The 22,580-nt window shown below is 40.3% G+C and carries 19 protein-coding genes; 10 read left to right on the top strand and 9 right to left on the bottom strand.

Translation table 11 applies throughout. From position 1 onward, the window contains the following. Nucleotides 1-14: 14 nt before the first annotated feature. The 4 genes from V7O61_RS09860 to V7O61_RS09875 all read left to right on the top strand — a co-directional run bounded on the left by V7O61_RS09860 (nt 15) and on the right by V7O61_RS09875 (nt 5,785). On the top strand, nt 15-1,346 hold the full coding sequence (locus tag V7O61_RS09860) for a TldD/PmbA family protein (protein ID WP_407281939.1): 1,332 nt from the start codon (nt 15-17) through the stop codon (nt 1,344-1,346). Nucleotide 1,347: 1 nt separating this feature from the next. Continuing rightward, nucleotides 1,348-2,658: a TldD/PmbA family protein gene (locus V7O61_RS09865; RefSeq protein ID WP_407281938.1), complete on the top strand. Its 1,311-nt coding sequence runs from the start codon at nt 1,348-1,350 to the stop codon at nt 2,656-2,658. Between the two features lie 293 nt (nt 2,659-2,951). Beyond that, nucleotides 2,952-4,979 (top strand): CHASE4 domain-containing protein, encoded by a 2,028-nt coding sequence (locus tag V7O61_RS09870; protein WP_407281937.1) that lies wholly within the window; start codon nt 2,952-2,954, stop codon nt 4,977-4,979. Beyond that, the gene (locus tag V7O61_RS09875; RefSeq protein WP_023846171.1) at nt 4,979-5,785 is read left to right on the top strand and encodes a response regulator; all 807 of its coding nucleotides are present in this window, start codon (nt 4,979-4,981) and stop codon (nt 5,783-5,785) included. The genes V7O61_RS09870 and V7O61_RS09875 overlap by 1 nt, the downstream gene beginning before the upstream one ends. A gap of 24 nt (nt 5,786-5,809) precedes the next feature. On the opposite strand, the gene V7O61_RS09880 is transcribed toward V7O61_RS09875, so the two are convergent. From V7O61_RS09880 to V7O61_RS09910, 7 genes are all read right to left on the bottom strand, one after another. Next, entirely contained in the window at nt 5,810-7,036 is a 1,227-nt protein-coding gene (locus tag V7O61_RS09880) for an MFS transporter (RefSeq protein WP_023846170.1), read from the bottom strand. A gap of 41 nt (nt 7,037-7,077) precedes the next feature. Next, entirely contained in the window at nt 7,078-7,938 is an 861-nt protein-coding gene (locus tag V7O61_RS09885) for a phosphatase PAP2 family protein (RefSeq protein WP_023846169.1), read from the bottom strand. 230 nt (nt 7,939-8,168) lie between these two features. Continuing rightward, complete coding sequence (locus V7O61_RS09890) at nt 8,169-8,561, bottom strand: hypothetical protein (protein ID WP_407281936.1); 393 nt, start codon at nt 8,559-8,561, stop codon at nt 8,169-8,171. Between the two features lie 66 nt (nt 8,562-8,627). Next, a complete protein-coding gene (locus V7O61_RS09895; protein WP_407281935.1) occupies nt 8,628-10,319 on the bottom strand; it encodes an ATP-dependent DNA ligase in 1,692 nt (563 codons plus the stop codon). Between the two features lie 31 nt (nt 10,320-10,350). Next, nucleotides 10,351-11,346 (bottom strand): homoserine dehydrogenase, encoded by a 996-nt coding sequence (locus V7O61_RS09900; RefSeq protein ID WP_407281934.1) that lies wholly within the window; start codon nt 11,344-11,346, stop codon nt 10,351-10,353. Beyond that, complete coding sequence (locus V7O61_RS09905; protein ID WP_023846165.1) at nt 11,346-11,855, bottom strand: allosteric regulator of homoserine dehydrogenase; 510 nt, start codon at nt 11,853-11,855, stop codon at nt 11,346-11,348. The genes V7O61_RS09900 and V7O61_RS09905 overlap by 1 nt, the downstream gene beginning before the upstream one ends. 99 nt (nt 11,856-11,954) lie before the next feature. Further along, nucleotides 11,955-12,824: a helix-turn-helix transcriptional regulator gene (locus V7O61_RS09910; protein ID WP_407281932.1), complete on the bottom strand. Its 870-nt coding sequence runs from the start codon at nt 12,822-12,824 to the stop codon at nt 11,955-11,957. 319 nt (nt 12,825-13,143) lie between these two features. Here V7O61_RS09910 and V7O61_RS09915 point away from each other — a divergent pair, with 319 nt between their 5' ends. The 5 genes from V7O61_RS09915 to htpX all read left to right on the top strand — a co-directional run bounded on the left by V7O61_RS09915 (nt 13,144) and on the right by htpX (nt 19,768). Continuing rightward, nucleotides 13,144-13,473 carry a hypothetical protein gene (locus tag V7O61_RS09915; protein ID WP_023846163.1) on the top strand — a complete coding sequence of 110 codons (330 nt, stop codon included), beginning with the start codon at nt 13,144-13,146 and terminating at the stop codon, nt 13,471-13,473. Nucleotides 13,474-13,661: 188 nt separating this feature from the next. After that, nucleotides 13,662-15,122: a hypothetical protein gene (locus tag V7O61_RS09920; RefSeq protein ID WP_407281931.1), complete on the top strand. Its 1,461-nt coding sequence runs from the start codon at nt 13,662-13,664 to the stop codon at nt 15,120-15,122. A gap of 28 nt (nt 15,123-15,150) precedes the next feature. Next, on the top strand, nt 15,151-15,438 hold the full coding sequence (locus tag V7O61_RS09925) for a hypothetical protein (RefSeq protein ID WP_407281930.1): 288 nt from the start codon (nt 15,151-15,153) through the stop codon (nt 15,436-15,438). A 416-nt stretch (nt 15,439-15,854) separates the two neighbouring features. Next, entirely contained in the window at nt 15,855-18,692 is a 2,838-nt protein-coding gene (locus tag V7O61_RS09930) for a methyl-accepting chemotaxis protein (RefSeq protein ID WP_023846160.1), read from the top strand. A gap of 215 nt (nt 18,693-18,907) precedes the next feature. Further along, entirely contained in the window at nt 18,908-19,768 is an 861-nt protein-coding gene (gene htpX, locus V7O61_RS09935) for a zinc metalloprotease HtpX (RefSeq protein WP_407281929.1), read from the top strand. A gap of 30 nt (nt 19,769-19,798) precedes the next feature. Here the strand turns inward: htpX and V7O61_RS09940 are convergent, their stop codons facing one another. Further along, a complete protein-coding gene (locus tag V7O61_RS09940) occupies nt 19,799-20,233 on the bottom strand; it encodes a DUF488 family protein (protein WP_407281928.1) in 435 nt (144 codons plus the stop codon). A 352-nt stretch (nt 20,234-20,585) separates the two neighbouring features. On the opposite strand from V7O61_RS09940, the gene aroA reads away from it, so the two are divergent. Next, nucleotides 20,586-21,863, top strand: coding sequence for a 3-phosphoshikimate 1-carboxyvinyltransferase (gene aroA / locus V7O61_RS09945; RefSeq protein WP_288067980.1), 1,278 nt, complete (start codon nt 20,586-20,588; stop codon nt 21,861-21,863). A gap of 120 nt (nt 21,864-21,983) precedes the next feature. On the opposite strand, the gene V7O61_RS09950 is transcribed toward aroA, so the two are convergent. Continuing rightward, nucleotides 21,984-22,565 (bottom strand): hypothetical protein, encoded by a 582-nt coding sequence (locus tag V7O61_RS09950; RefSeq protein ID WP_407281927.1) that lies wholly within the window; start codon nt 22,563-22,565, stop codon nt 21,984-21,986. Between the last annotated feature and the right edge of the window lie 15 nt (nt 22,566-22,580).

Here is a 22,580-nt window from a genome sequence, read left to right on the forward strand (position 1 = left end):
GTGAGGAGTTAATAATGCATAGTGTAGACTTTTTTGATACGAGGATAATTGAAGGGACTACAACGTCCATTGTCCTTGATAATGGCAAGATCGAGCAGATATCTGTCAATTTTACTAAAGGAGCAGCCGTCAGGGCTCTTAAAGGTGGTTCCTGGGGATTCACTTCCGCAGACGGAGATTTTGATGTTGAAAAAGCCATACGTGCAGCCTCTGAACTTGCTGTGAGCATGAATGACAAATCTCCCAAGGAAAAAGTAAAAATGCAGGACATCGCCAGCCCTGTTGTCTCAAATGCTCCGAAAGTTAAGAAAAATCCACTGGATATTTCACTTGAAGAAAAAGTCAGCAACCTGAAAGAATTCGGGAAACATGCTAAAAAAGAAGGAATCAGCAGCACCAGTGCTGTGTACAGTGAATCATCTTACAAGGTAATGTATACTGATTCCACAGGCGTGGAGGGCGAATATGATGTTGTACGCACCGGGTTTGCCATCAGTGCTGTGGCTTCCAGAGAAGGACTCTACCAGGCAGGAAGAGAAAGCCGCTTTGGAGTTACAGGCTATGAGATATTTGACAAATACAATGCATCTGAGCTTGCAGAAGAAGCTGCCAACAGTGCATTACAACTCCTTGATGCAAAACCTGCAAAAGGGGGAAACATGCCGGTGATACTTGACCCTGAGCTCGCAGGTGTTTTTGCTCATGAAGCAGTCGGACATGCATCAGAAGCAGACCTTGTACTTGAAGGAAGCTCAGTTCTTGAAAACCGCATAGGAGAATCAATTGCATCTCCTCTTGTAACAATTATCGATGATCCAACCATGCATGAATATGGTTATTTCCCTTTTGACGATGAAGGCTCGCAGACCGAGAAAACAACACTCATAGAAAACGGAGTGCTCAAATCATACCTTCACTCAAGAGAAACTGCAGCAAAACTTGGAGGCACACCAGGACATTGCCGTGCCCAGGGACATTCCAGACCGATAGTCCGTATGAGCAACACGTACATTGACAATGGCAATTCTAAATTTGAGGAAATGCTTGAAGAAATCGGAAATGGAATGTATCTTATAGGTTCCCGGGGCGGACAGGTGAATACCGGCGAAGGTGTTTTCCAGTTCAATGCTGAAAAAGGATACCTTATTGAGGATGGGCAGCTCACAACACTCATCAGGGATGTTTCACTTTCCGGAAGAATCCTTGAGATTCTCAATAATGTAAAAATGATAGGAAACGACCTTAAAATGAACTCCGGAAGATGTGGTAAAGGCGGACAGCTTGTACCTGTCACCGATGGTTCCCCGCATCTTATGATATCCGAAGCAATGGTAGGAGGGGCATGAAATGTACGACCTTGCTGAAAAAGCACTTCAAGCAGCCATTAAATATGGTGCAAAGGAAGCTGAAGTATACATTGTGAAAAGCCAGAAAACATCTGTCAATATCCAGAAAGATATGATAGAAGGTGCCAAGGAAAACATCACAACAGGAATTGGTATTCGTGCTATTGTTGACGGCGCGGTGGGATTTTCCAGCACTAACATTATGAGTTACATTGATGAAGCTGCTAAGAATGCAGTCAGCTCTGCAAAAACACAGGATGCTGACCCTGACTGGAAAGAACTTCCATCCAACCAGAAATATCCAGCTGTATCAGGTATTCTTGACAGAGATATCCAGAATATGGAACTTGACGAATGCATTGGTCACACAATGGAAATGATAGAAGCTGCAAGAGCTACACCCGGAATTATAGTTACATCCGGTAGTTTCAGCCGAAGCCATGGGGAAAGACTCATACTAAACAGCAATGGAATTGAAGTTTCAGAAGAGGGTACAGGCATATCAGGATTTGTAGATGTCATTACAAATAAAGGTGAAACTTCTACTGCATATGACTTTGCAATATCACGTAAAAATGACATTGATTTTGCAGCTATTGGAAAGAATGCCGCTGAACTTGCAAAGAAATCACAGAACACAATTTCCATTGAGCCACACAAAACTGAAGTCATCATTCATCCTTTTGCATTCTCAGACCTCATTGAAAATACATTCATACCATCAATTGATGCCGACAACGTGCAGAAAGGACGTTCTAACCTCATTGGCAGGAAAGATGAAATTATAGCTGACGAAAAACTTTCCATATACGATGATGGCCTTCTTGAAGGGGGTATTGACACTGGTATTGCCGATGATGAAGGAGTTGCATCACGTAAGACAACTGTCATTGAGAATGGAGCATTCAGGTCATATCTGTATGACACTTACACAGCAGGAAAAGATGGCGTGGAGAGCACAGGTAATGCTTCACGCAATTCATATCTTTCAACACCTTCTGTTGGTTCAAGGAATTTCATAATTGATTTCCCGAGTTGTGACATAGTAGCTGACACTGACAGTGGTGTTTATGTGAACACAGTCATTGGTGCCCACACTGCAAATTCAATTTCAGGGGATTTTTCTGTGGAAGCACGTAATGCGTTCACCATAAAAGATGGAAAACTGGACAAACCAATAAAATCACTTATGATTTCAGGCAACATATTCGATATGCTGAAAAACATCAACGGAGCAGGAACTGATGTTCGCAAAGTTGGTGGAACCATTACTCCATCCATCAGGGTCTCTGACATGAGTGTTGTTGGTTAATTTTTATTGATTTGTATTTCCCATGCCATTAGATGCTTGCAGGGCTATAATATTTCTGCAAGCTGCTTATTTCTTTCTCTTTTTTTCTGCATTTTGGCGACATAACTGTGCATGTTTACGACAATTAACGATTATTATGAGTATGCAATGGCACTGTTCTTTTAGACATATACTGAATAATGCACAATTGCCAGAAACAATTATATAGCCATATAAATTATAAGGCTGTTATATAACAAACCAGTGCATAGAAAATAAATGATTAAGAAGTATTCATTTTGAAGGGCAAGCAAATGGCAACACTGCAGAAAAAAACACTTGGCATTATAGGTGCAACTCTTATAGGTCTTATATTATTCATATACCTGAGTTCACATTCCATTGTCATTGACAGTTATGACAAACTTGAGAAAGAAAATGCCATTGAGAATGCTATCTGCATCAAAAATATCCTATTACTTGACAGTCAGGATCTGGAAAGTAAAACTGCTGACTGGTCTGTATGGGATGAAACATTTAATTTTATTCAGGGCAACAACAGCGATTATACTGAAAAATACCTTATGGATGAAACTTTTATCAACCAAAGACTTGACTTCATGCTCTTTTACAATGCAAATAAAACATTAGCTTATGAAAAAGTAATCGTTAATGATTCTGCTTTTGCAGATGAACTGGAAGAACACCTGCAAAATAATCCATACCTTCTGGAACACGAAAATTGCAGTAGCAAAAAGACCGGATTTATTGTATTTAAGGAACAGCCCCTTATAATAACCGCACAGCCTGTTGTAAAAAATTGTGGCCATGGACAAATAGCAGGAACTGTGCTGATGGGTAGGATTATCGATTCTGAAGAAATCGAAAGGTTGCATGAAACTACAAACCTCATCCTAAACATAGAAGACGTAAAGAATACGGAAACTTCAGGAAATATATCCTTCAAAAATAATGATGCTTCAAACAGTAGTATTACTACTGTAACTGATGATGCACGGATATATTCCTATGCAATTTTTACTGATGTATACGGAAACAATGCGTTTTCAATTGAAGTTGGAATGTTTCGAAATATACACCAGAAAGGAATCGATGCTATCAACTATTTCCTGATAGTTCTGGTGTTTACAGGAATCGTTTTTGGGGCAATCGTTATTTTGCTGCTTGAACGTTCACATATTTCCAGACTTAAGAAACTCCAGAACGAAGTAAGAGATATTGGTGAAAACGGAGATTTCAGAAAAAAAGTTTCAAATGGTGGAAGCGATGAAGTTGCAAGTCTCAGCAGCTCAATTAACAGGATGCTAGAATCACTTGAAAAATCACAGAGACTTGTTATTAAAAGGGATGCAACCATCAATGCAATTTTGCAGGCCATGCCTGACATGATGTTCCAGGTAAAAAAAGACGGAACCATATGTAATTATAAACTTTCAACTGACAGCTGCATTTACGAATCACCTGAGACTGACCTAAATATCACACTTGAAGACGTGCTTCCTGCACACATTGCAGAAATGGAAATGGATATTATTGAAGAGGCACTCAGGACAAATAAAACACATACCATGCATTACACAATGCCTGTAAAAAGAGAGATGAGAGACTTTGAGGTCAGGTTCGTTGTCATTGGTGACGATGAGGTTCTTGCGGTGGTCAAGGACATTACGGAAATAAAACAGGCGGAGGAGATGCGAAGGAAGGATATTCTCCTAAAAGAAGTGCATCACCGTGTAAAGAACAATCTACAGATAATATCAAGTATGCTGCGACTTCAGTCCCGGAAATTTACCGACAAGGAAACTATTGAAGCTTTCAAAAAGAGCCAGAACCGGGCAAAATCAATGGCTATTGCACATGAAAAGCTATATCAGTCCCGTGACCTTGAGAATATTGAACTTTCTTCATATATAGAAACACTGACTAAATATCTTCTGAATACATATGGCTGCGACCCGGAAAATATCAAAATTGATATAAAGATTAAAAACATAACACAGGATATTGATACAGCCATACCTCTGGGGCTTATCATTAATGAGATTGTTTCAAATTCCCTGAAACATGCCTTTAAAGACCATAAGGGGGAAATATTTGTCGAGATAATTCCGGACATCGATGGTCAATACATGTTAACTATCAGGGATAACGGAATCGGATTCCCGGAAGATCTGGATTTCATGAACACGGACTCATTAGGAATGCAACTTGTTGTTTCATTAGTGGAACAGATAGAAGGCAGCATAGAGCTCATAAGAGAAAACGGTACGGAATTTAAAATCAAATTCAAAAAAATATCCTATAAAAGAAGGGACTACTAATGACTAATGAAAAGATAATGATAGTCGAAGATGAAAAAATAGTAGCTCTGGATATTAAAGATAGTCTGGAACATTTCGGATACTCTGTGCCCTGTATGGCAGACAGCGGCGAAGATGCCATCAGCTTCATTGATCAGTGTCAACCAGATCTTATTTTAATGGATATTGTCCTCAAAGGTAAAATTGATGGTATTGAGGCTGCAAAAACCATTCGCGACAATTATGGGATACCTATTATTTACCTGACAGCATATTCTGATGAGAAAACGCTTCAGAGAGCTAAACTTACTGAGCCTTTCGGACATATACTCAAACCCTTTGATGAGAGAGAACTTCGTACTAACATAGAGATAGCCCTCTACAAACGTGAAAGGGAAAAAGAAAAACAGTTCAACCATGAGAATTGCATCAATTCCCTTCTTGACAACATAGGTGATGCAGTTATATCCACCGATATGAGCGGAAACATCAAATATATAAACCCGCTTGCAGAAGCCCTTACCGGATATTCCAGAAAAGAAGCACTCGGAAGTAAAATCAATGAAGTGTTTAAGGTTGTCTGTGAAGGAAATAAGGATGTTGAAGACCCCACAAGAAAGGTTTTCAGAGAAGGTGCCTTTTTTGGACTTGAGAACGATACTGTCCTTATTTCAAAGGATAAAACACGCATACCACTAGATATAATAGGTTCTCCGGTTACCAATAAGAAAAATGAGATTATTGGTGCTGTTATCATTTTTTATGATATTACAGAGAGGAAAGAGATTGAGCAGTCTTTCCGGTGTTATGATATATCCTACAGTTAACCATTTTTAAAATTAAACCTAATTTTAACCTGCTGTGTTGAACTTAGAGTCTGCTGCCGGTTCTTTTATTCCCACAATGACAAGCAGGAGTGCGAACAATAGCATTACAGCACAGATATAAAATGGTAATTCAAAGGAAATGTATCCGGCAAGGATACCTCCCATAATAGGACCAAGTGCCATTCCTGCTGCCTGTGATGCTGTTATTGAACTTACCTTTGAGCTTACAGAAATTCCTGCAAGATCCACTGCCAGGGCCATTACAGGTGTTTCCACCGAAGCCATTGATATTCCCTGTATTGCACGCAGAATAATTAGCTGATTCACGGTTTCCACACGACCAAGACCAATTACAATGGGAATGTTCAGCAATAATCCCATTGCAATTATTTTTTTCCTCCCAAATTTGTCAGACAGCATTCCCATGGGAGTCTGGAATAATACCCTTACAATTACATAAGCAGATACTGCTATGCTAAGGGAGATTTCACCTGTACCGAATCTTGATTCATATTCCGGCAGGAATGCAAATATTATCATTATACCTGCCATCATCATGAACATTGCAATGGAAAGAATAGTGAACTGAAAACCCTTTGCAGGTTCTTTAGGGGATACAGATGAAGACTGCCCGTTATGAGTCTCGGATACAAAAAACGATATGAGTATAAAACTTGCAAGTCCAAGCAGTGCACACACATAGAATGCAGTTGTATAACCAAAATAGCTGGCAATTACACCACCTGCAATAGATCCAGTACCAAATCCGAAACCCCTGACAGTAGAATAGATGCCTATTGCGGTTCCTCTTGTGCTCTTCGATGAAAGATGAGTAACCATTGCAACAATAGCAGGAACAGTTGCACCGACAGTTATTCCCTGGACAATTCTCAGCAATATCATGTAATCAAAATTACTGGTATTTGCATAGATAAACGATATCAGAGTAAAGCCTGCCATCCCTATAATCACAAAAGGTTTTCTTCTGTTCAGTTTATCAGACAAACGGCCAAGGAAAGGTTGTGACAGAGCATTTGACAGACCAAAAACTGTTGCTATGAGTCCGGCCCTGAAAACGATAGGGGTTTCTGAAAAGAAGTTACTATCCATTCCAACGATATAAAGCGGGAGCAGGAAAGCCAGCATCCCGGTTCCCAGATCCTTGAATAATTTGGATAATGAAAGCACATATAATGCAGGGTCCAGCTTATCGTGGGTATCAGGGTATTTGCAGGATTTGGATTCCTTCATGTAACACCTGATTAGTAATCAAAGTATAAATGAAATAGCACTCAGGATTCATCTGAAACTCCTGACACTTTACGGAACTTACAGACTATCAGGGAATAGTACTTCGTGGCGAGATAATAGCTCAAGAGAGCCAGTATAGTTCCTGCAACAAAATCAGTTATCCAGTGAATACCAAGATAGAAAATGGTAAACTGGATGGCAAGAGTTATGAAAACTACAAGTACTTTCAGGCTCCTGAGATTTGTCCTGAAAATTATGAATAGCATTGCAAGGATCGAAAGAGCTGCATGAAGACTCGGGAAGCAATTATCAAATAACGGATCCACACTTCTCAATCCATTAACTATCAACGGACTGAGGTTGTAAAGCAAAGGGCTTACACCGGGAAGAGTATAACCTGTAACCTCCACAGGTGTGAATATGTAGAATGGGAAAGCCACCATATAAATGAAAGATATTCCAAGGGTGTATTCTTTCAGCGCCCTTAACTGATCAGTTGTCAGGAAGAATATGAAAGTGAAAGTCAGCAGGAAAGCAAAGCCAAAGATGTAGATGAATGAACTGGCATATGTCAGTAAGGGACTTGTAAAAGCCTGGAAAATACTGACTCTGCTGCCTTCAAGAATTAATATGTATTTTGCAAGATCATAATCAAGGGAAAAGCCAAATGAATGTACCAGTTTGTTGACAATGATTCCCTGTGATTTAACTAAAAGGTAAATAGCAGAAACAAAACCTACGTACGGTAATATTTCCCTGACAAATGAAATGCTGTCTGTGTTTTTTCCGGCAGATGATCTTTGTCCTCTCCTGTATTTAGTAGGAACAAAAATATAGTAAGCTACTATATTCATAATCAATACAACAGGAAACAGTATCAATATCAAGCGGATATCTGTCATTTTAACATACTACTCTTTTTTAGTTTGTAAATTGCTCAATTTATTCCATATAGAGAATTATATAGAGTATATAGATCGTGCATTAAACATTTTTACAATGATAAATAAATGTTATGCCTCGCTAAATGAGAACATGGAACATTATATTGCCATAAAAAATAGAATTTTGTGGCTATAATCTTCATAATAAGAAGTACAGGCCACAATGAATATAGTAAGAATTACTAAGATCATTCAACAACTATGAAACCGCCATCAGTCCACGGATGAGTGACAAGTTCATACTTGTATGTACCTTTGTTTTCAAATGTATATGTAAATGTATCACCTTTCCTGAGGGTAGGGGACTGATAACTGCCACCACCAACCAGAGTTCCTTTTATTATAAATGCCACCGAGTCATTATTTACCCACATAACAGTATCACCTGGTGAGATGGTTGTATAATCCGGATGGAAAGCGTATTCCTGAATATAAACAATGGTGTCAGCATCTACTGCTTCCTGTCTGGATACATTTTCCGCTGAAACATCATCCGTTGCATTTTCATCAATACAACCTGAAAATATCAGACTTATAAGGGATACAAATAAAATAAGAAAAACAAAACTTCTGATTCTCATGTTTGAGATGAATTACTATTGCCTAATAACACTTTTGATTAAAAAGAAAGCGTGGTGAATGAAGATTCAGTTCCTTTCACGCTGTACAAGATACATTTCTTCGAGACGACCTATTGTTTCCACATCTTCAATGGATTTATCAGACCTTACATTGACAAGTCTTGGGAAACGAAGTGCATAACCAGAGTCATAATTGACACTCTTCTGTATTTCCTCAAAGGCAACTTCAAATATTACTTCAGGTTTTATTTCAACCTCTGTGCCAGCTTCTGTGACAATGAGATCAGAAAACATATCAGTAAGCTCTGCAAGCTGCTCATCGGAAAAACCTGTTGCTACGCGCCCTACAGGCAGGAAGCGACCGGTATCAGGATCATGGCATGCAAGTGCATAGGAACCAAGGAAACTTGTACGTCTTCCATAGCCCCATTCAGCACCGATGACCACAAGGTCCAGTGTCTCCATTACCGGCTTTTTCTTGAGCCAGTTCTTACCCCGTTTACCAGGAGAATAAGGAGACTGCGGGTTCTTGATCATGACACCTTCATGACCGGCTTTCAAAGCCTCGTTGTAGATTTCCATTATTTTGTCAAGGTCATCTGTAATATACTGGGTATCAACCCTTATTTTGTCCCCAGACCTGACACAGCCTTCAAGTTTTGCTCTCCTCTCTACAAGAGGGAGATCAAGCAACTCCTCACCGTTCAGATACATTATGTCAAAAAGATTCAGTATAAGAGGAATTTCACGTGCAGTTGACTGTACATCATACTTTCTCCTGAAACGTTTCAGTATATCCTGAAATGCCCTTGGCCTGCCGTTCTCATCAATTGCAACTGCCTCACCGTCAAGTATGGCAGATTCCGCATCAATATTTTCCCTTACAGCTTCCACAATATCAGGCAGAGAGTCTGTTATATTTTCAAGCCTACGGGAGAAAAGTGTGATATTGTCGCCTTCTTTGTGGATCTGAACCCTGGCACCATCAAACTTCCATTCTACTGCTGCGGTTCCGAGATCAGAAAGTGCTATGTCAAAATCAGGTGTGACCTGAGCCAGCATCATGCGGATTGGACGGTTAAGTTCAAGTCCAAGAGACTGAACAGCATCCCTGCCGCCTTCTCTTGCAGTTACAGCCACAAGGCCGAGGTCATTTGTAAGCATGAAAGCCCTTTCAATCTCATCAGACGGAACATCAAAAGCCTTTGATATTGCGTCACGTGCAATTCCTTCACCCACTCCAATTCTCAACTCTTCCACAGAAATACGAGCTATGTAGCCTACTTCTTCAGATGATGCGGAATTGAAGAGATAATGTAGATTCTTCATCTTAGATGTCTGGGAACCTTTGCCGGATGTTTTGGATATAGCCCGGAACCTTTCATAGACTTCAAGAATTGACAGGTCAGAACTGTCTTCCATAAAAGAAGAAAAGGTAGCCTGGCCGCTTGAAACTTTTTTCAGTGCTTTGACTGCTGTTTCACCGATGTCACCTGTTTCCCTTACAATCTCCTTGATATCAGCAACTGAAAGTCCTGCTGATTTTGCAAGAGCACTGTAAAGAATACCTGCACCAACACCTATTTCCTCACTGCTCCACGCAGGAAAGATTTCCCCCATTACAAAATGAGTGACAACAGGAAGTTCTTCAGGAGTTACTTTTACAAGTAACTCTGCAACCAGAGCAGTCATATCAAGGGAACCCGGAGTTCCTTCAATAACCTTACATGCCCTGGCAAATTCTTTGAAACTTGTCATTAATACACCCTTGTAATATGGATGCCGGACTTTAGTCCCTGTAAATAGATATCATATCACTGAGGATTGCACTTGCGGTTTCAATTGAACCGGCACCGCGTCCTGTTACAGTGATTGGACCTGAAAGGTCAGTCTGAACTGAAGCAACGTTAAGGGAACCACCAACGGCAAGCGGGTGATCTATTGGCACTAGTTTTGGTGCAACGTTGATCCTGCTGTCGTTGACCTCTCCAATCAGTTTGATAACATAGCCCTCATTCTGAGCCAGAAGAAGTGCTTCAGGCGTTATCTTTGTAATTCCGGTGATAGTCACATCCTCATGTGTTGCATTCATACCGAATACACAGTTTGCAAGTATGACAAGTTTTAATGCGGTGTCAATTCCCTCCACATCATAAGTCGGATCGGTTTCCGCATAGCCAAGTTCCTGAGCCTCTGCAAGCATCTGCGCATAAGGAGCATGCTCTTCCATCATTCTAGTAAGAATATAATTGCAGGTTCCGTTGAAAATACCTTCAACATTTGTAATAGTGTTTCCTGCAAGCACATCATTTGCAAGATTAAGAACCGGCATTGCACCGCCGACTGTTGCCTCAAATCTGAAATGTGAACCACCTGCTTTTGCAGCGTCAATAAGTTCACCATATTTCATTGCAAGTGGACCTTTGTTTGAGGTTACAAGATCCCTTCCATGCTTAAAGGCTGAAAGCATATTCTGGAGACCAACGCCACCTGTTATAATATTAGTAGGAGTAGTTTCAACTACAATATCGTGGTCCATTGTTTCAATTATTTCAAGACCACTGAGCTTCTCAGAACCTACAACACCTTCATTTTGTTTTCTGGAAAGCACAGAACTAAGGTCAACACCATTATCATCAGTGGCAGCGGATCTTGAATCTGCAACAGCAACCACTTTAAAATCAAGTCCCATTTTTTCAAGGTACTCTTTTTTATCAATCAGTACCCTGGCAACACCCTGACCTACGGCACCAAAACCAATAATTGATACACGAATAGTTTTCATCAGGCTACCCCCAGACTTTTTATAGGTTCAATTACCAGCAGATCCTTCTTTTTTGCTATTTCCTTTAAAATAGCAATAGCTGATTCCATATGCTCCTTGCTTACAGCATCTATTTTTAATGAAGCAGAAGATGCCATGTTTATCTTTGGCATTGAAAGGTTAAGATCAACAACTTCTGCATAACCTGTCTTGTCAATGGTATCTATGGTATCCTGTATGTCTGTGTGGACTATATGTCCTATAAGCAGCACTGCACCGTGCTCGAAAAATCTCTTCTCATCAATGCGTACGATACCGATACCACTCTCTTCAAGACTTGAAACAATATCATCAAGCTTGTCCGGTTTTATCTCAAAAACCAGCTGAACCGGAATGGTTCCGCGGGGAGTCCTTTTTTCGTGGTGATGGACCACTGAAATCAGATTACCTTTAAGCTCGGAAACGGGTCTTAAAGCCTGAAGCAACTGCCCGGGAATATCTTTTAACTCAATATCCATGGAAACTCGCATGTATACCCTCATAAAATCATAAATACATAAATAGAACTATTTCTGAATCTAACATCCATACTCGTTAAATGCAGTTATATATTTTGGTTTGCCTTTTCATCATTTCCCATCATCAGGACTCTCATTTGATGAGTCAGCTACATCAGAACTTAAATCCTTATTATCTGCTGAATCTGGCTCTTCAAGAATAATAATATTGCCCCGGCCTTTTTTGAATTTGCGTACAATTCCCCTGCTTTCAAGATCTGAGACCATTAAACTGACTTTGGCTTCAGAATGCTTAACTTTTGTACGAAGGTCTTTTTGCGTAATTCTGCCCCCATTCTTTGAAATGATGGAAATAACTTCACGCAGATCATCCGGCAAACCACCCAGACCACCTATTGAGTCATCAACATAATCAGGCTCAAATTCACCTGAAAACTCAGCATATGAAGAGTTTCCGGGTGTTGAAGATCCTTTCTTCTGTTTTACAAATATGATGACTCCTGCAAGAATTAAGATCAGAAGGACGATAATAATCAAAGCTGAATTTACTGACGGGAATGAAGACGTTTCCTCATCGGACTCTGAAAAACTGGCTATATCATCAAGTTCTGTAAAATCGCTTTCATTAAGCAATGGATCATCAGAGTATACCGGAAACAGAATTAAATCCAATACATAATCACCATCATCTGTAATGGTTATTTCTTCTTCAGTGTATGCCGCCAGTTCATTTCCACTGTAATAACTTGCCGATATCAGGTAGGTTCCAGGATCCAGACTGAAAGAATAAATGCCGTAATTTGCAAGCATTGACTGGGAAGGTGTTGAATTGACTTCCACAATGACATGCTCAAGCGGATCAAATGAATCCCACTCATATACAGCACCATGTATTGTTGCCTCCTGAGCTGATGCCGGAAGACAAAGAGCTGCAAATAAAATAACACTCAAGCTAAGCAGGATTATTTTTTTGTTCAACACAGGATGTATATTTACATAGTACACCCATATAATAGTTACTTCTAATGGCAATCTGAAGTATCCTAAAGTTTTATCAAGTAAAATAAACTGTTATAAGCCTTTATTCAGTATTGAAGTATCCATAAAGTTTCCATGAAGTAAAGTATGCTTATATTCCCCTCTGCCAATGCTGGATTTGCAAGTGCAGGTTGAAAACAACTATACTACCAAGATAGGACAATGTCAACCGCAAAACTATACTACCATGGCAAAGTCAGGCCTGCGCTTGCGGTCAAAATAAAAGAAAGCAAATTAGAAACAATATAGAGGGAGAATAAATATGAACACAAAGAAACTTTCACTTATTGCTGCAGCACTTATGTTGTTCAGCTTGTTTGCAGTATCTGCTATGGCAGCATATGGCGATTATAAAGGAATGGGAGACCAGGATAAAGATAGAGATGGAAGTTGTGATGGTGCCTACTGTCTTAACGATGGAATCTGCGACAACTTTGTAGATGAAGACGGAGATGGAATTTGTGACAACTGTCCAAACGATGGTGTTTGCGACGGAACAGGGCCTCGTGGGGCAGGAAATGGACAGGGTGCTGGCAACGGAGCTGGAGATCAGATCCACGCCAGAGATGGATCATGCATCAGTGAAGAATAAGTTGCATGATTAAAACACGAAAGTAAAACGAAAGCAGAAAGGGAGAGATAAATGGGATAGCCTTCACAGGTTTATCCCATTTTCACATCTTTACGTTTCACAGATATTTATATATTAAAAAACTAAAATCATATTCATAAAAATCATAAAATATTGATTTGAATACAAGAGAACTGGAGGGTACTCTTATGATGGGCAAAACAAAAAAGGGAATGCGAATAATTACGATTTTTGCAGTAATAATGATGCTTATAAGCATTATTCCAATGGGTGCAATGGCAGCATCAGAAAATGGAAATGAACATGCAAGTATAAAAGGTTCAGTGAATAGTGCCAGTGCTAAAACCACTGACGATGACAGCAGTGATGACTCCCAGAGCAATGGAAAATCACAGGTCAAAGACAGGGACAGGGTTAATGCAACAGAGAATGGAACAACTAAGAGAGCAGAAATAACAAATACTCACGCTGCTAACGCTGCAGATAACTATCAGGCGGCAAAGAGCAATTTTGCAAACGTCAAGTCCCAGAATCCTAACCTTAATACTGAAGAAGCTATAAACGCCACAAAAGAATACCTGATAAGTTCTATAGATTATATACTTACTTTCCTTGATGAGGATGAAGATTCGGATTACATAGATCTGCTTGAGGATGAAAGAGAAAATGTTGAGGATGCAGACACAAGGAAAGAACTTGCTGAAGCTGCAAAGAACATCAGAAGCATCTGGAATGATGTACGTAAAGATCGCGTAGTCTCTAAAGGAAAAGTTATTGACAACAAGGTAGGAACAGTTATTCAGACATCCAAGAACATGGCAAATCGTCTTGAAAATGAAATTGCCAGAATGGAACAGAATGGCCAGGATGTAACAGACCTTGAAGAGATGCTTGCCGAATATAACGAACTTATAGCCTCAGCCGAACAAAAGCAGGAACAGGCAAGAAATGCTTACATGCACGGTGAAGGTACTGATTCAGAGAACATCAGGGAAGCAAACCAGTACTTTACAGAAGCAGGTAAAGACATAACTGAAGCAAATGCACTCCTGCGCAATATGTTTGGTGAAATAAAGCAGCAGAGGGAAGGACTGATCACACTTAGCGGCGAAGGAACACTTGAAGCAAATGGAAACGGAACCGTTGTAATTTCAGGAAATGTTACAATTGATGTCACTGCAGAAGATGTTAACATTATTGTCAAGGACCTTGCAGACGATGCTGTGATTGATGTTGATGAGGAAGAGTATGAGGAATCAAATATAGATGCAGGAAACAGCACTGACAACAATCGTGCATTTGTATTCATCGGACTTTCTGGTGATATTCACATTGAGGGAAGCCGCCTTACAGTCATGATAAAAGGAAGTGGAATTGACCTCTTTGCTGAAGGAACAGGTTCAGTAGTGCTTGCAGGTCAGGGAACTTACGAAGCTGAAGGTACTGACGGTGAATGGGCATACAAAGCCGTGGATGACGATGATGCTGACGATGAAGATTCAGAAGATGAACTTGAAGCGGAAACCGAGGATGAGCAGGAAGATGATGGCGATGATGACTCAGTTGATGATGAAGAAGAATCTGATGAAGATTCTGAAGATGAGAGTAATGAGGACGAAAACGACGATGCAAACGTGACTGAGAGCTGAGTTAACCGGAGTTAGAATAGGTGGTATAATGGTTAAAACCAGAAAATTAATTATCATTGCTTTGGTGCTCTTCAGTCTTGCTATTTCAGGTTGTGCTGATAAAGAGAGCACTACAGAGGAACAAAGCGATTTAAGTGACAGCACAGATCAAACTGACAATACCCAAAACATTAGTGTTGCCGATGAGTTACTCAGTGAAGAAATGGTAGGAATCACTGACACTGAAATGCAGGATCTGGAAGCAGATCTTGCTGAACTGGAAGCAATGCTCAATAAAATGGATCTTGAAGAAGATATTGTTATTGAAGAGATATGAACCGGAACATTCCAAATGTTCCATCGTCTTTTTTAATCATAGCAGCCTGAAAAATTAAATAAGTCTGTTATTTTTCTTTTTTGTTGCAATCTAAATGATTTTTTTAGATTTAACTATTGAATTCAAATGTTGGATCGCTCCAGAATTACATCTTTGCAAAATGAAACTTTTTTTGCTTATAAGAGGACATTTACCTCATTGAAACAACTCTTATCACTTTGACCAACTGCATTTCTTAAACCTGAAATAACTGAATGTATTATTTTATCGTGAAATCTTTTTATAATAAGACTAATATAGCCTCTTTGGCATAAATTAATTGATAACTGTTATAAAAAGTATCTGTTCAAAATATACAGTATAAACAGTGATTCCCGCAATTCTACAGAATTTACCGGTAACAAGGTGACTATACCATGTTTGGCACAAATAAAGTGATTAAAGAGATTCCTGATGTGCTGGCTTCTATTAAAAATGGAAATACTGAAGCCAGAATACCTTTGCAAGGCAGTGATACAGATAAAGCCGCTGCTGAAGAACTAAATGCTTTTATTGATGAAGCAATCCAATGGAAAACTGCAGCATTGGAGCAGGAACAGATTAGAAGTGAAATGCAGGAGATTCTGGCTAAAGCGCTTGAAGGACATCTTGATGCACGTATTGGAACTGCAAAATCCTGTACTGATGCACAGGACATTACAGGATGCTTTAACAGCCTGATGGATGCTGTTGTGGAACCGCTTCTTGCCGCGTCCAAATACGTACAAAGGATATCAATGGGAGACATTCCACCTCGAATCGAGAGGGAATACAAAGGCACTTTCAATGATTTCAAGAATAACCTCAACCTCTGCGTGGATGCTATTAATGCCCTTATTGAGGATTCTGAAAAACTTGCCCAGGCAGGTATTGAAGGTGTTATGGATCTGCGTGCGGATTCATCCAGGCACGAAGGAGACTTCAAAAGAATTATAGAATCACAGAACACCCTCCTGGATTCAATCGCAGAACCACTTAATGAAGGAACAGACGTACTTCTGAAACTTGCAGTTAATGACTTTGAAACTGAAGCTACCGGACAATACAACGGAGTGTTCAAGGATAACATATATGCTGTAAATGAAGTGCGCAACAGGCTTCTCAACATCCAGCGCACCTTTGAATATATGGTTGCAGGAAATTTCAACGATCTTGATAAATACAAATCTGTTGGAAAACGCTCAGAAAATGACAAACTTCTTCCTTATACCATTGCAATGATGGAGAATGTGAAGGGAATGACTGATGAGTTCATTGAACTTGGACATGCTGCTGAAAATGGAAACCTTCGCTACAGAGCAAATGCGGATAATTTCAGGGGATTGTTCAATGAAGCAATAACCACAGTAAACCACGCATTTGATTCTGTTATTGATCCGCTGAACATGACAGCAGATTATATTGAACAGATATCAAAGGGAGAAATACCTGAAAAGATTACTGATGAATACCTGGGAGACTTCAATCACATAAAAGACAATATCAACGAATGCATCGATGGTCTTGGTGGTCTTGTAGAGAGTAATGAGATACTGCAGTTGATGGTCGATAATGATCATACGCGAAAGGTAGAGGGAGATTACCAGGGAATCTATGATGAAGTTGCGACTGCTACTAACGGTGTAAGGGACAGAATATTGACAGTCATGGGCGTTAACAAGAGGATAGCTCAGGGTGACCTGAGTGATCTTGAAGGACTCAAAGAAGTGGGTAAACGTTCAGAGAATGATGAGCTTATTCCATGTTATATTGCAATGATGAGCAATATTGAAAACCTGGGTAATGAATTTGTCAAACTTGGAAATGAAGCAAAGAATGGTAATCTTGAATACAGGTCTGATTCCTCACAATACAATGGTGCATACAAAGATGCAATTGATGCTGTGAATGAAGCAATCGATGCTCTTGTCACACCAATGAACGAAGCCATACGCCTGGTTAACGAATATAGTAAAGGTCTCCTTGGTGCAAGGTTTGAACTTGAGGCAAGAGGTGATTTCAAAGACTTTGCCGATGCCCTCAACATTTTTGGTGATAAGCTCCAGGGCCTGATTGAAGAGTCAAGTGAAGTTCTTGCAGCTATTTCAAATAATGATCTCTCAAAACCGCTTACCCTTGTTGCTGAAGGAGACGTCAGGAAACTGACAGACGGAATAGAAAATGCCAGAAGATCATTAAATAACGTGGTATCACTTGTACATAACAGTTCTATGAATGTGGCTTCCACTGCCGAGGAAATGTCTGCCTCCGTAGAAGAAATGACATCTTCTGCGTATCAGATAGAAGATACAGTTTCTGAGATAGCAAAAGGTGCTCAAAGCCAGGCCTCAAAAACAGAAGAGGTCTCAAGAGCCATGATAGATATGACGATGACAGTACAGGAAGTAGCTACTAATTCCAGTAAGGCTGCTGAAAATGCCAAGAGTTCAAATGAACTCATGGAAAACCTCAGGACTACTACAAAAGACCTGCTGCAGAAAATGGAAAATATTAAACACACTTCCGGCGAGTCATCTGATGTTATCATGGAGCTTGCAGGAAAATCCAAGCAGATTGGAGAAATTGTCAATCTGATAACCAATATTGCAGACCAGACAAACCTGCTTGCACTTAATGCTGCAATTGAAGCTGCACGTGCAGGAGAACATGGCAGAGGATTTGCCGTGGTTGCAGATGAAGTACGTAAACTTGCAGAGGATTCAGGTAATGCGGCAAAGCAGATATCAACACTTATAGCGGAAATACAGGAAGGAACTGATAATGCTGTTGTATCTATCCAGCAGGGTTCAGAAGAGGTTACAAATGGAGCAGAAGCTCTGAATACCGTTGCAATTGATATTGAACAGGTAGTTGAATCCGGCGGAATGATCGCAAATATGGTACAGGATATTGCTGCTGCCGCACAGGAACAATCAGCTTCCATTGAAGAAATAACCTCTTCTATTCAAGAGGTGAGTGCCATTTCAGAGGAATCGGCAGCCAGTACGCAGGAAGCTTCAGCGTCTGTCCAGGAACAGAATTCAACCATGCAGGAACTTTCAAGATCTGCAGACGAGCTGTCATGTCTTTCCAATGATATGAAATCGGTTGTTGACAAGTTCATCCTTGATGTAACTCTGGGTGTTGGCAGTGTAAGTTCTGCAAGTATTGCCTGTGCAGATGGAAGTGGAAACGAGGAACCTAAAGATCGTGATGAGAAACCCGCACTGGTCTGAAGTCCCAGGGATTTTGCCTTAAAAGGCAAATTTCCACTTTATTTTATTTATGTGTAATCCGGATTTATTCAAAAAAAGAGTTCTTTTGTACCTGTTTTCTGTTTTTTGTGAAATTATATCATAGGAAAAAGTATCCGGATGTAGAGATACCTTTTTATAGAAGAACAAACAACAATTTTGCACTTAGAAATGACATCATATCTAAGAGGAAAATTATGGGAAATATGCTAAAAACCACTTTATTACTGGCATCTCTTACCGGTTTACTGGTTATTGTAGGCCAGTTGCTTGGTGGAACATCAGGAATGATAATCGCATTCATATTTGCGATCATCATGAACTTTGGAAGCTACTGGTATAGTGATAAAATTGTCCTGAAAATGTATCATGCTCAGGAAGTCACTGCAGCCGAAGCTCCGCAATTATATGGAATTGTACAGAAACTTGCTATGCGTGCAGACCTGCCAATGCCAAAAGTATATATTGTGAACACTTCAATGCCAAATGCATTTGCAACAGGCAGAGATCCACAGCATGCCGCAGTCGCTGCAACCACCGGAATACTTGACCTGTTAGATGCAGAAGAGCTTGAAGGTGTACTGGCGCATGAACTTGCACACGTAAAACACAGAGACACGCTTATCAGTGCGGTTGCAGCAACCATTGCCGGTGTTATCACAATGATAGCAACCTGGGTCAAATGGGCAGCCATATTCGGCGGCTTTGGAGGAAGAGACAGCGAAGGTGGCGGGAATATTATAGGATTCCTTGCACTTGCTATCGTAGCACCAGTTGCAGCAACGGTTATCCAGCTTGCAATCTCAAGATCAAGGGAATTTTCAGCCGATGAGGAGGGAGCTCGTATCTCTCAGAAACCATGGGCTCTTGCCAGTGCCCTTGAGAAACTGGAATACGGAAGCAATAACTATCGTCCAAGAAGAAACGATGTGCAGGCATCTGAGACCACTGCACACATGTTCATCGTAAACCCGCTAAAAGGACACTCGCTGATGAACCTGTTCAGGACGCACCCAACTACGGAAGAACGTATCAGGCGTCTGCATGCAATGCAGTAATCGAAAAGATAGTATTAAATTAACATAGAGTTAGAAGTTAAAGAGGCTTGTCTGCCCCTGTTCAACAAGGTGGATAACCTCAATTCCTTTTTCTTCAAGCTTATTTGAAAGGTAGTGCCTGTGACAACCTTTTGGGCTTTTTTCAGCACACATAAGAACTATCCTCCCGTTTTCAGAATTCACCTTACTGATAAGAGAAATCAGTTTTTTCAGGCTGCTCTGGAATGCTTCTGTGTCCATATACTCCACATATGTGGTTTCACGCATGCCGCCAACGCCTTCACAATGATAATAAAGAATACTGTTCTTTGGAAGTATGTCTTCCAGTGATTCCCGATCATATACCTTGAAAGTTGACTGTGGATACTTTCTTATATCGACCAGATGAGTTATCCTGTTCTCTGCCAGCATGAAGATAAACTCATCAAGCTGTCGGTTTCCGTATCCTATGGTATAGCACTTCATTTTTAGCACCATGATGTGTAATGCACAATATATTATATGCCGATGTCCAATTATTAGTTCTGAGATTTTGCGGCATATAATAAAAAGAAAGCGGAAGAGATGACAAATTCATTCTATAACAGAAGCTGTTTTAAGTTATCTGAAACGATTTTTCTAACAAAAGAGGAACAGCAATTCTTATCACATCGATAAGAATATCATTAAGAAAGTCATCTTGTCACAGGAAGCTAGGGTAAAACTCATATTTACATTAAGCTAATTGAAATTAATATCTGAATATAGGAATACAGGGAATGAGATATTAAGATATTAACTATTACACTTATAGTAATCCGAGATCAAAGAGGATAAAATGAAAGTATCTGTCAGCACTTCAAAAGTAAATGGTGAAGTCTTCGCACCACCATCAAAAAGCTATACTCATCGTGCAATTACAATTGCCGCACTCTCCGATGACTGTGTGATTCACCGCCCCCTTATGTCAGCCGATACGCTTGCAAGTATCCGTGCATCAGAAGCATTAGGAGCAATTATTGAGAAATACGAGGATAGAATTCACGTAAAAGGAGTGAGTGGTAAGCCTCACGTGCCAAATAACGTTATTGATGTGGCAAACTCGGGAACAACACTGCGTTTTATGACAGCAGTATCAGCACTTACAACTGGAGTTACCGTACTTACAGGTGACAGTTCTATCAGAAACAGGCCAAACCAGCCCCTCCTTGATGTCCTCAATAAACTTGGCGTGGAGGCATATTCCACAAGAGGAAACGGCTGTGCACCTATTGTAGTGCGCGGAGGACTTAAAGGCGCCATTACTACAATTGATGGTTCCATCAGTTCACAGTTCATATCAGCACTTCTCATTGCCTGTCCACTGAACACACAGAGCACAACACTCTCCATCAAAGGTGAGATGAAATCAAGACCATATGTTGACGTTACAATGGAACTCATCGAACAGGCAGGTGCAGAGATCCTCGTTGAAGAAGGAAACACTATCAAATTCATCATTCCTGCAAACCAGAAGTACAACCTGAAAGAATACACAGTTCCGGGAGATTTCTCTTCAGCTTCATACCTGCTTGCAGCCGCCGCTGTAACAGGGTCAACTGTTACCGTGAAAAATCTCTTCCCATCAAAACAGGGAGATGTTGAAATTATCGATGTCCTCGAACGCATGGGTGCTAAAATATCCTGGGACAAAGAAAGCGGTGTAGCAGAGATAACAGGCAACGGCCTTAAGGCAACAGTATTCGACGCAGGTGCAACACCTGACCTTGTACCAACAATTGCAGTTCTGGCTGCATGTGCCGAAGGAACAACAGTTATCGAAAATGCGGAACATGTCCGTTACAAGGAGACCGACAGGCTGCACGCAATGGCACTTGAACTTACCAAGATGGGCATTTCAGTACGTGAAGAACCAGACCAGCTTATAATCACAGGCGGCACACTGAGAGGAGCCGACCTCCACGGATGGCATGACCACAGAATAATAATGGCACTCACCATTGCCGGAATGGTTGCCGGAGATACTGTTATAGATACTGCTGAAGCCGTGGACATTTCGTTCCCTAACTTCTTTGAGGTTATGAAAGAACTGGGTGCAGCAGTAGAACTTATCTGAGTTTCAGATTTTACTTACAAAACAGAATCAACATGACATTTTCATGTTGATCTGAACATTTTTCTATTTTTACAAAGCCCAATTTTAAATTATATGTAAATAAATAATACCTCACTAATTCTAAAAATGTGAAATTGTACATTTTCCATCGTCAAATACCAGTTCAAAATTAAAAGTACCTGATATCGGACCTCCAATCACGATTCCTGCAGACTCGGTATTTGCATCAGGCAGCCATAAACCGGTAGAATTATCCAGCTTGCCTTTTTTGAAAATGATGGTTTCACCATCAATGTGATACAGATTCCTGGCACCATTATCATACTGACAGATTATGGTGTTATTCTCAACAATCCATGAATTATCACTGAGATTACCATTTAAATTAGAGTCCGGATCCACGCCAAATGACAGAAAGCTGACATCGGGCAATGAAAGTTCAATGCTGCATATAGAACCTTCCAGCGAGTTCGTTTCCTGAACATTTCTGGCATATCCGTCCTGTATGGACACTATTTCCAGTACAGCAGAATTAATCTGCTTGCTGTCCTTAGCTCCTGAATAAACAGGAGCCATATTATTCCATGAGAAAGCCATAAGGAAAATAACAGCACCCGTTATGGCAAGATAGAATACCATCTTTAAAGGAACTGTGTCAATACCTCTGGTATCCCTAAAAAAAGAACTTTTTTTAACCCCCACGTTTTTCACATTCCT

Origin of the sequence: Methanolobus sp. WCC1 (assembly GCF_045690315.1) — an archaeon.
Lineage (GTDB): Archaea > Halobacteriota > Methanosarcinia > Methanosarcinales > Methanosarcinaceae > Methanolobus > Methanolobus tindarius.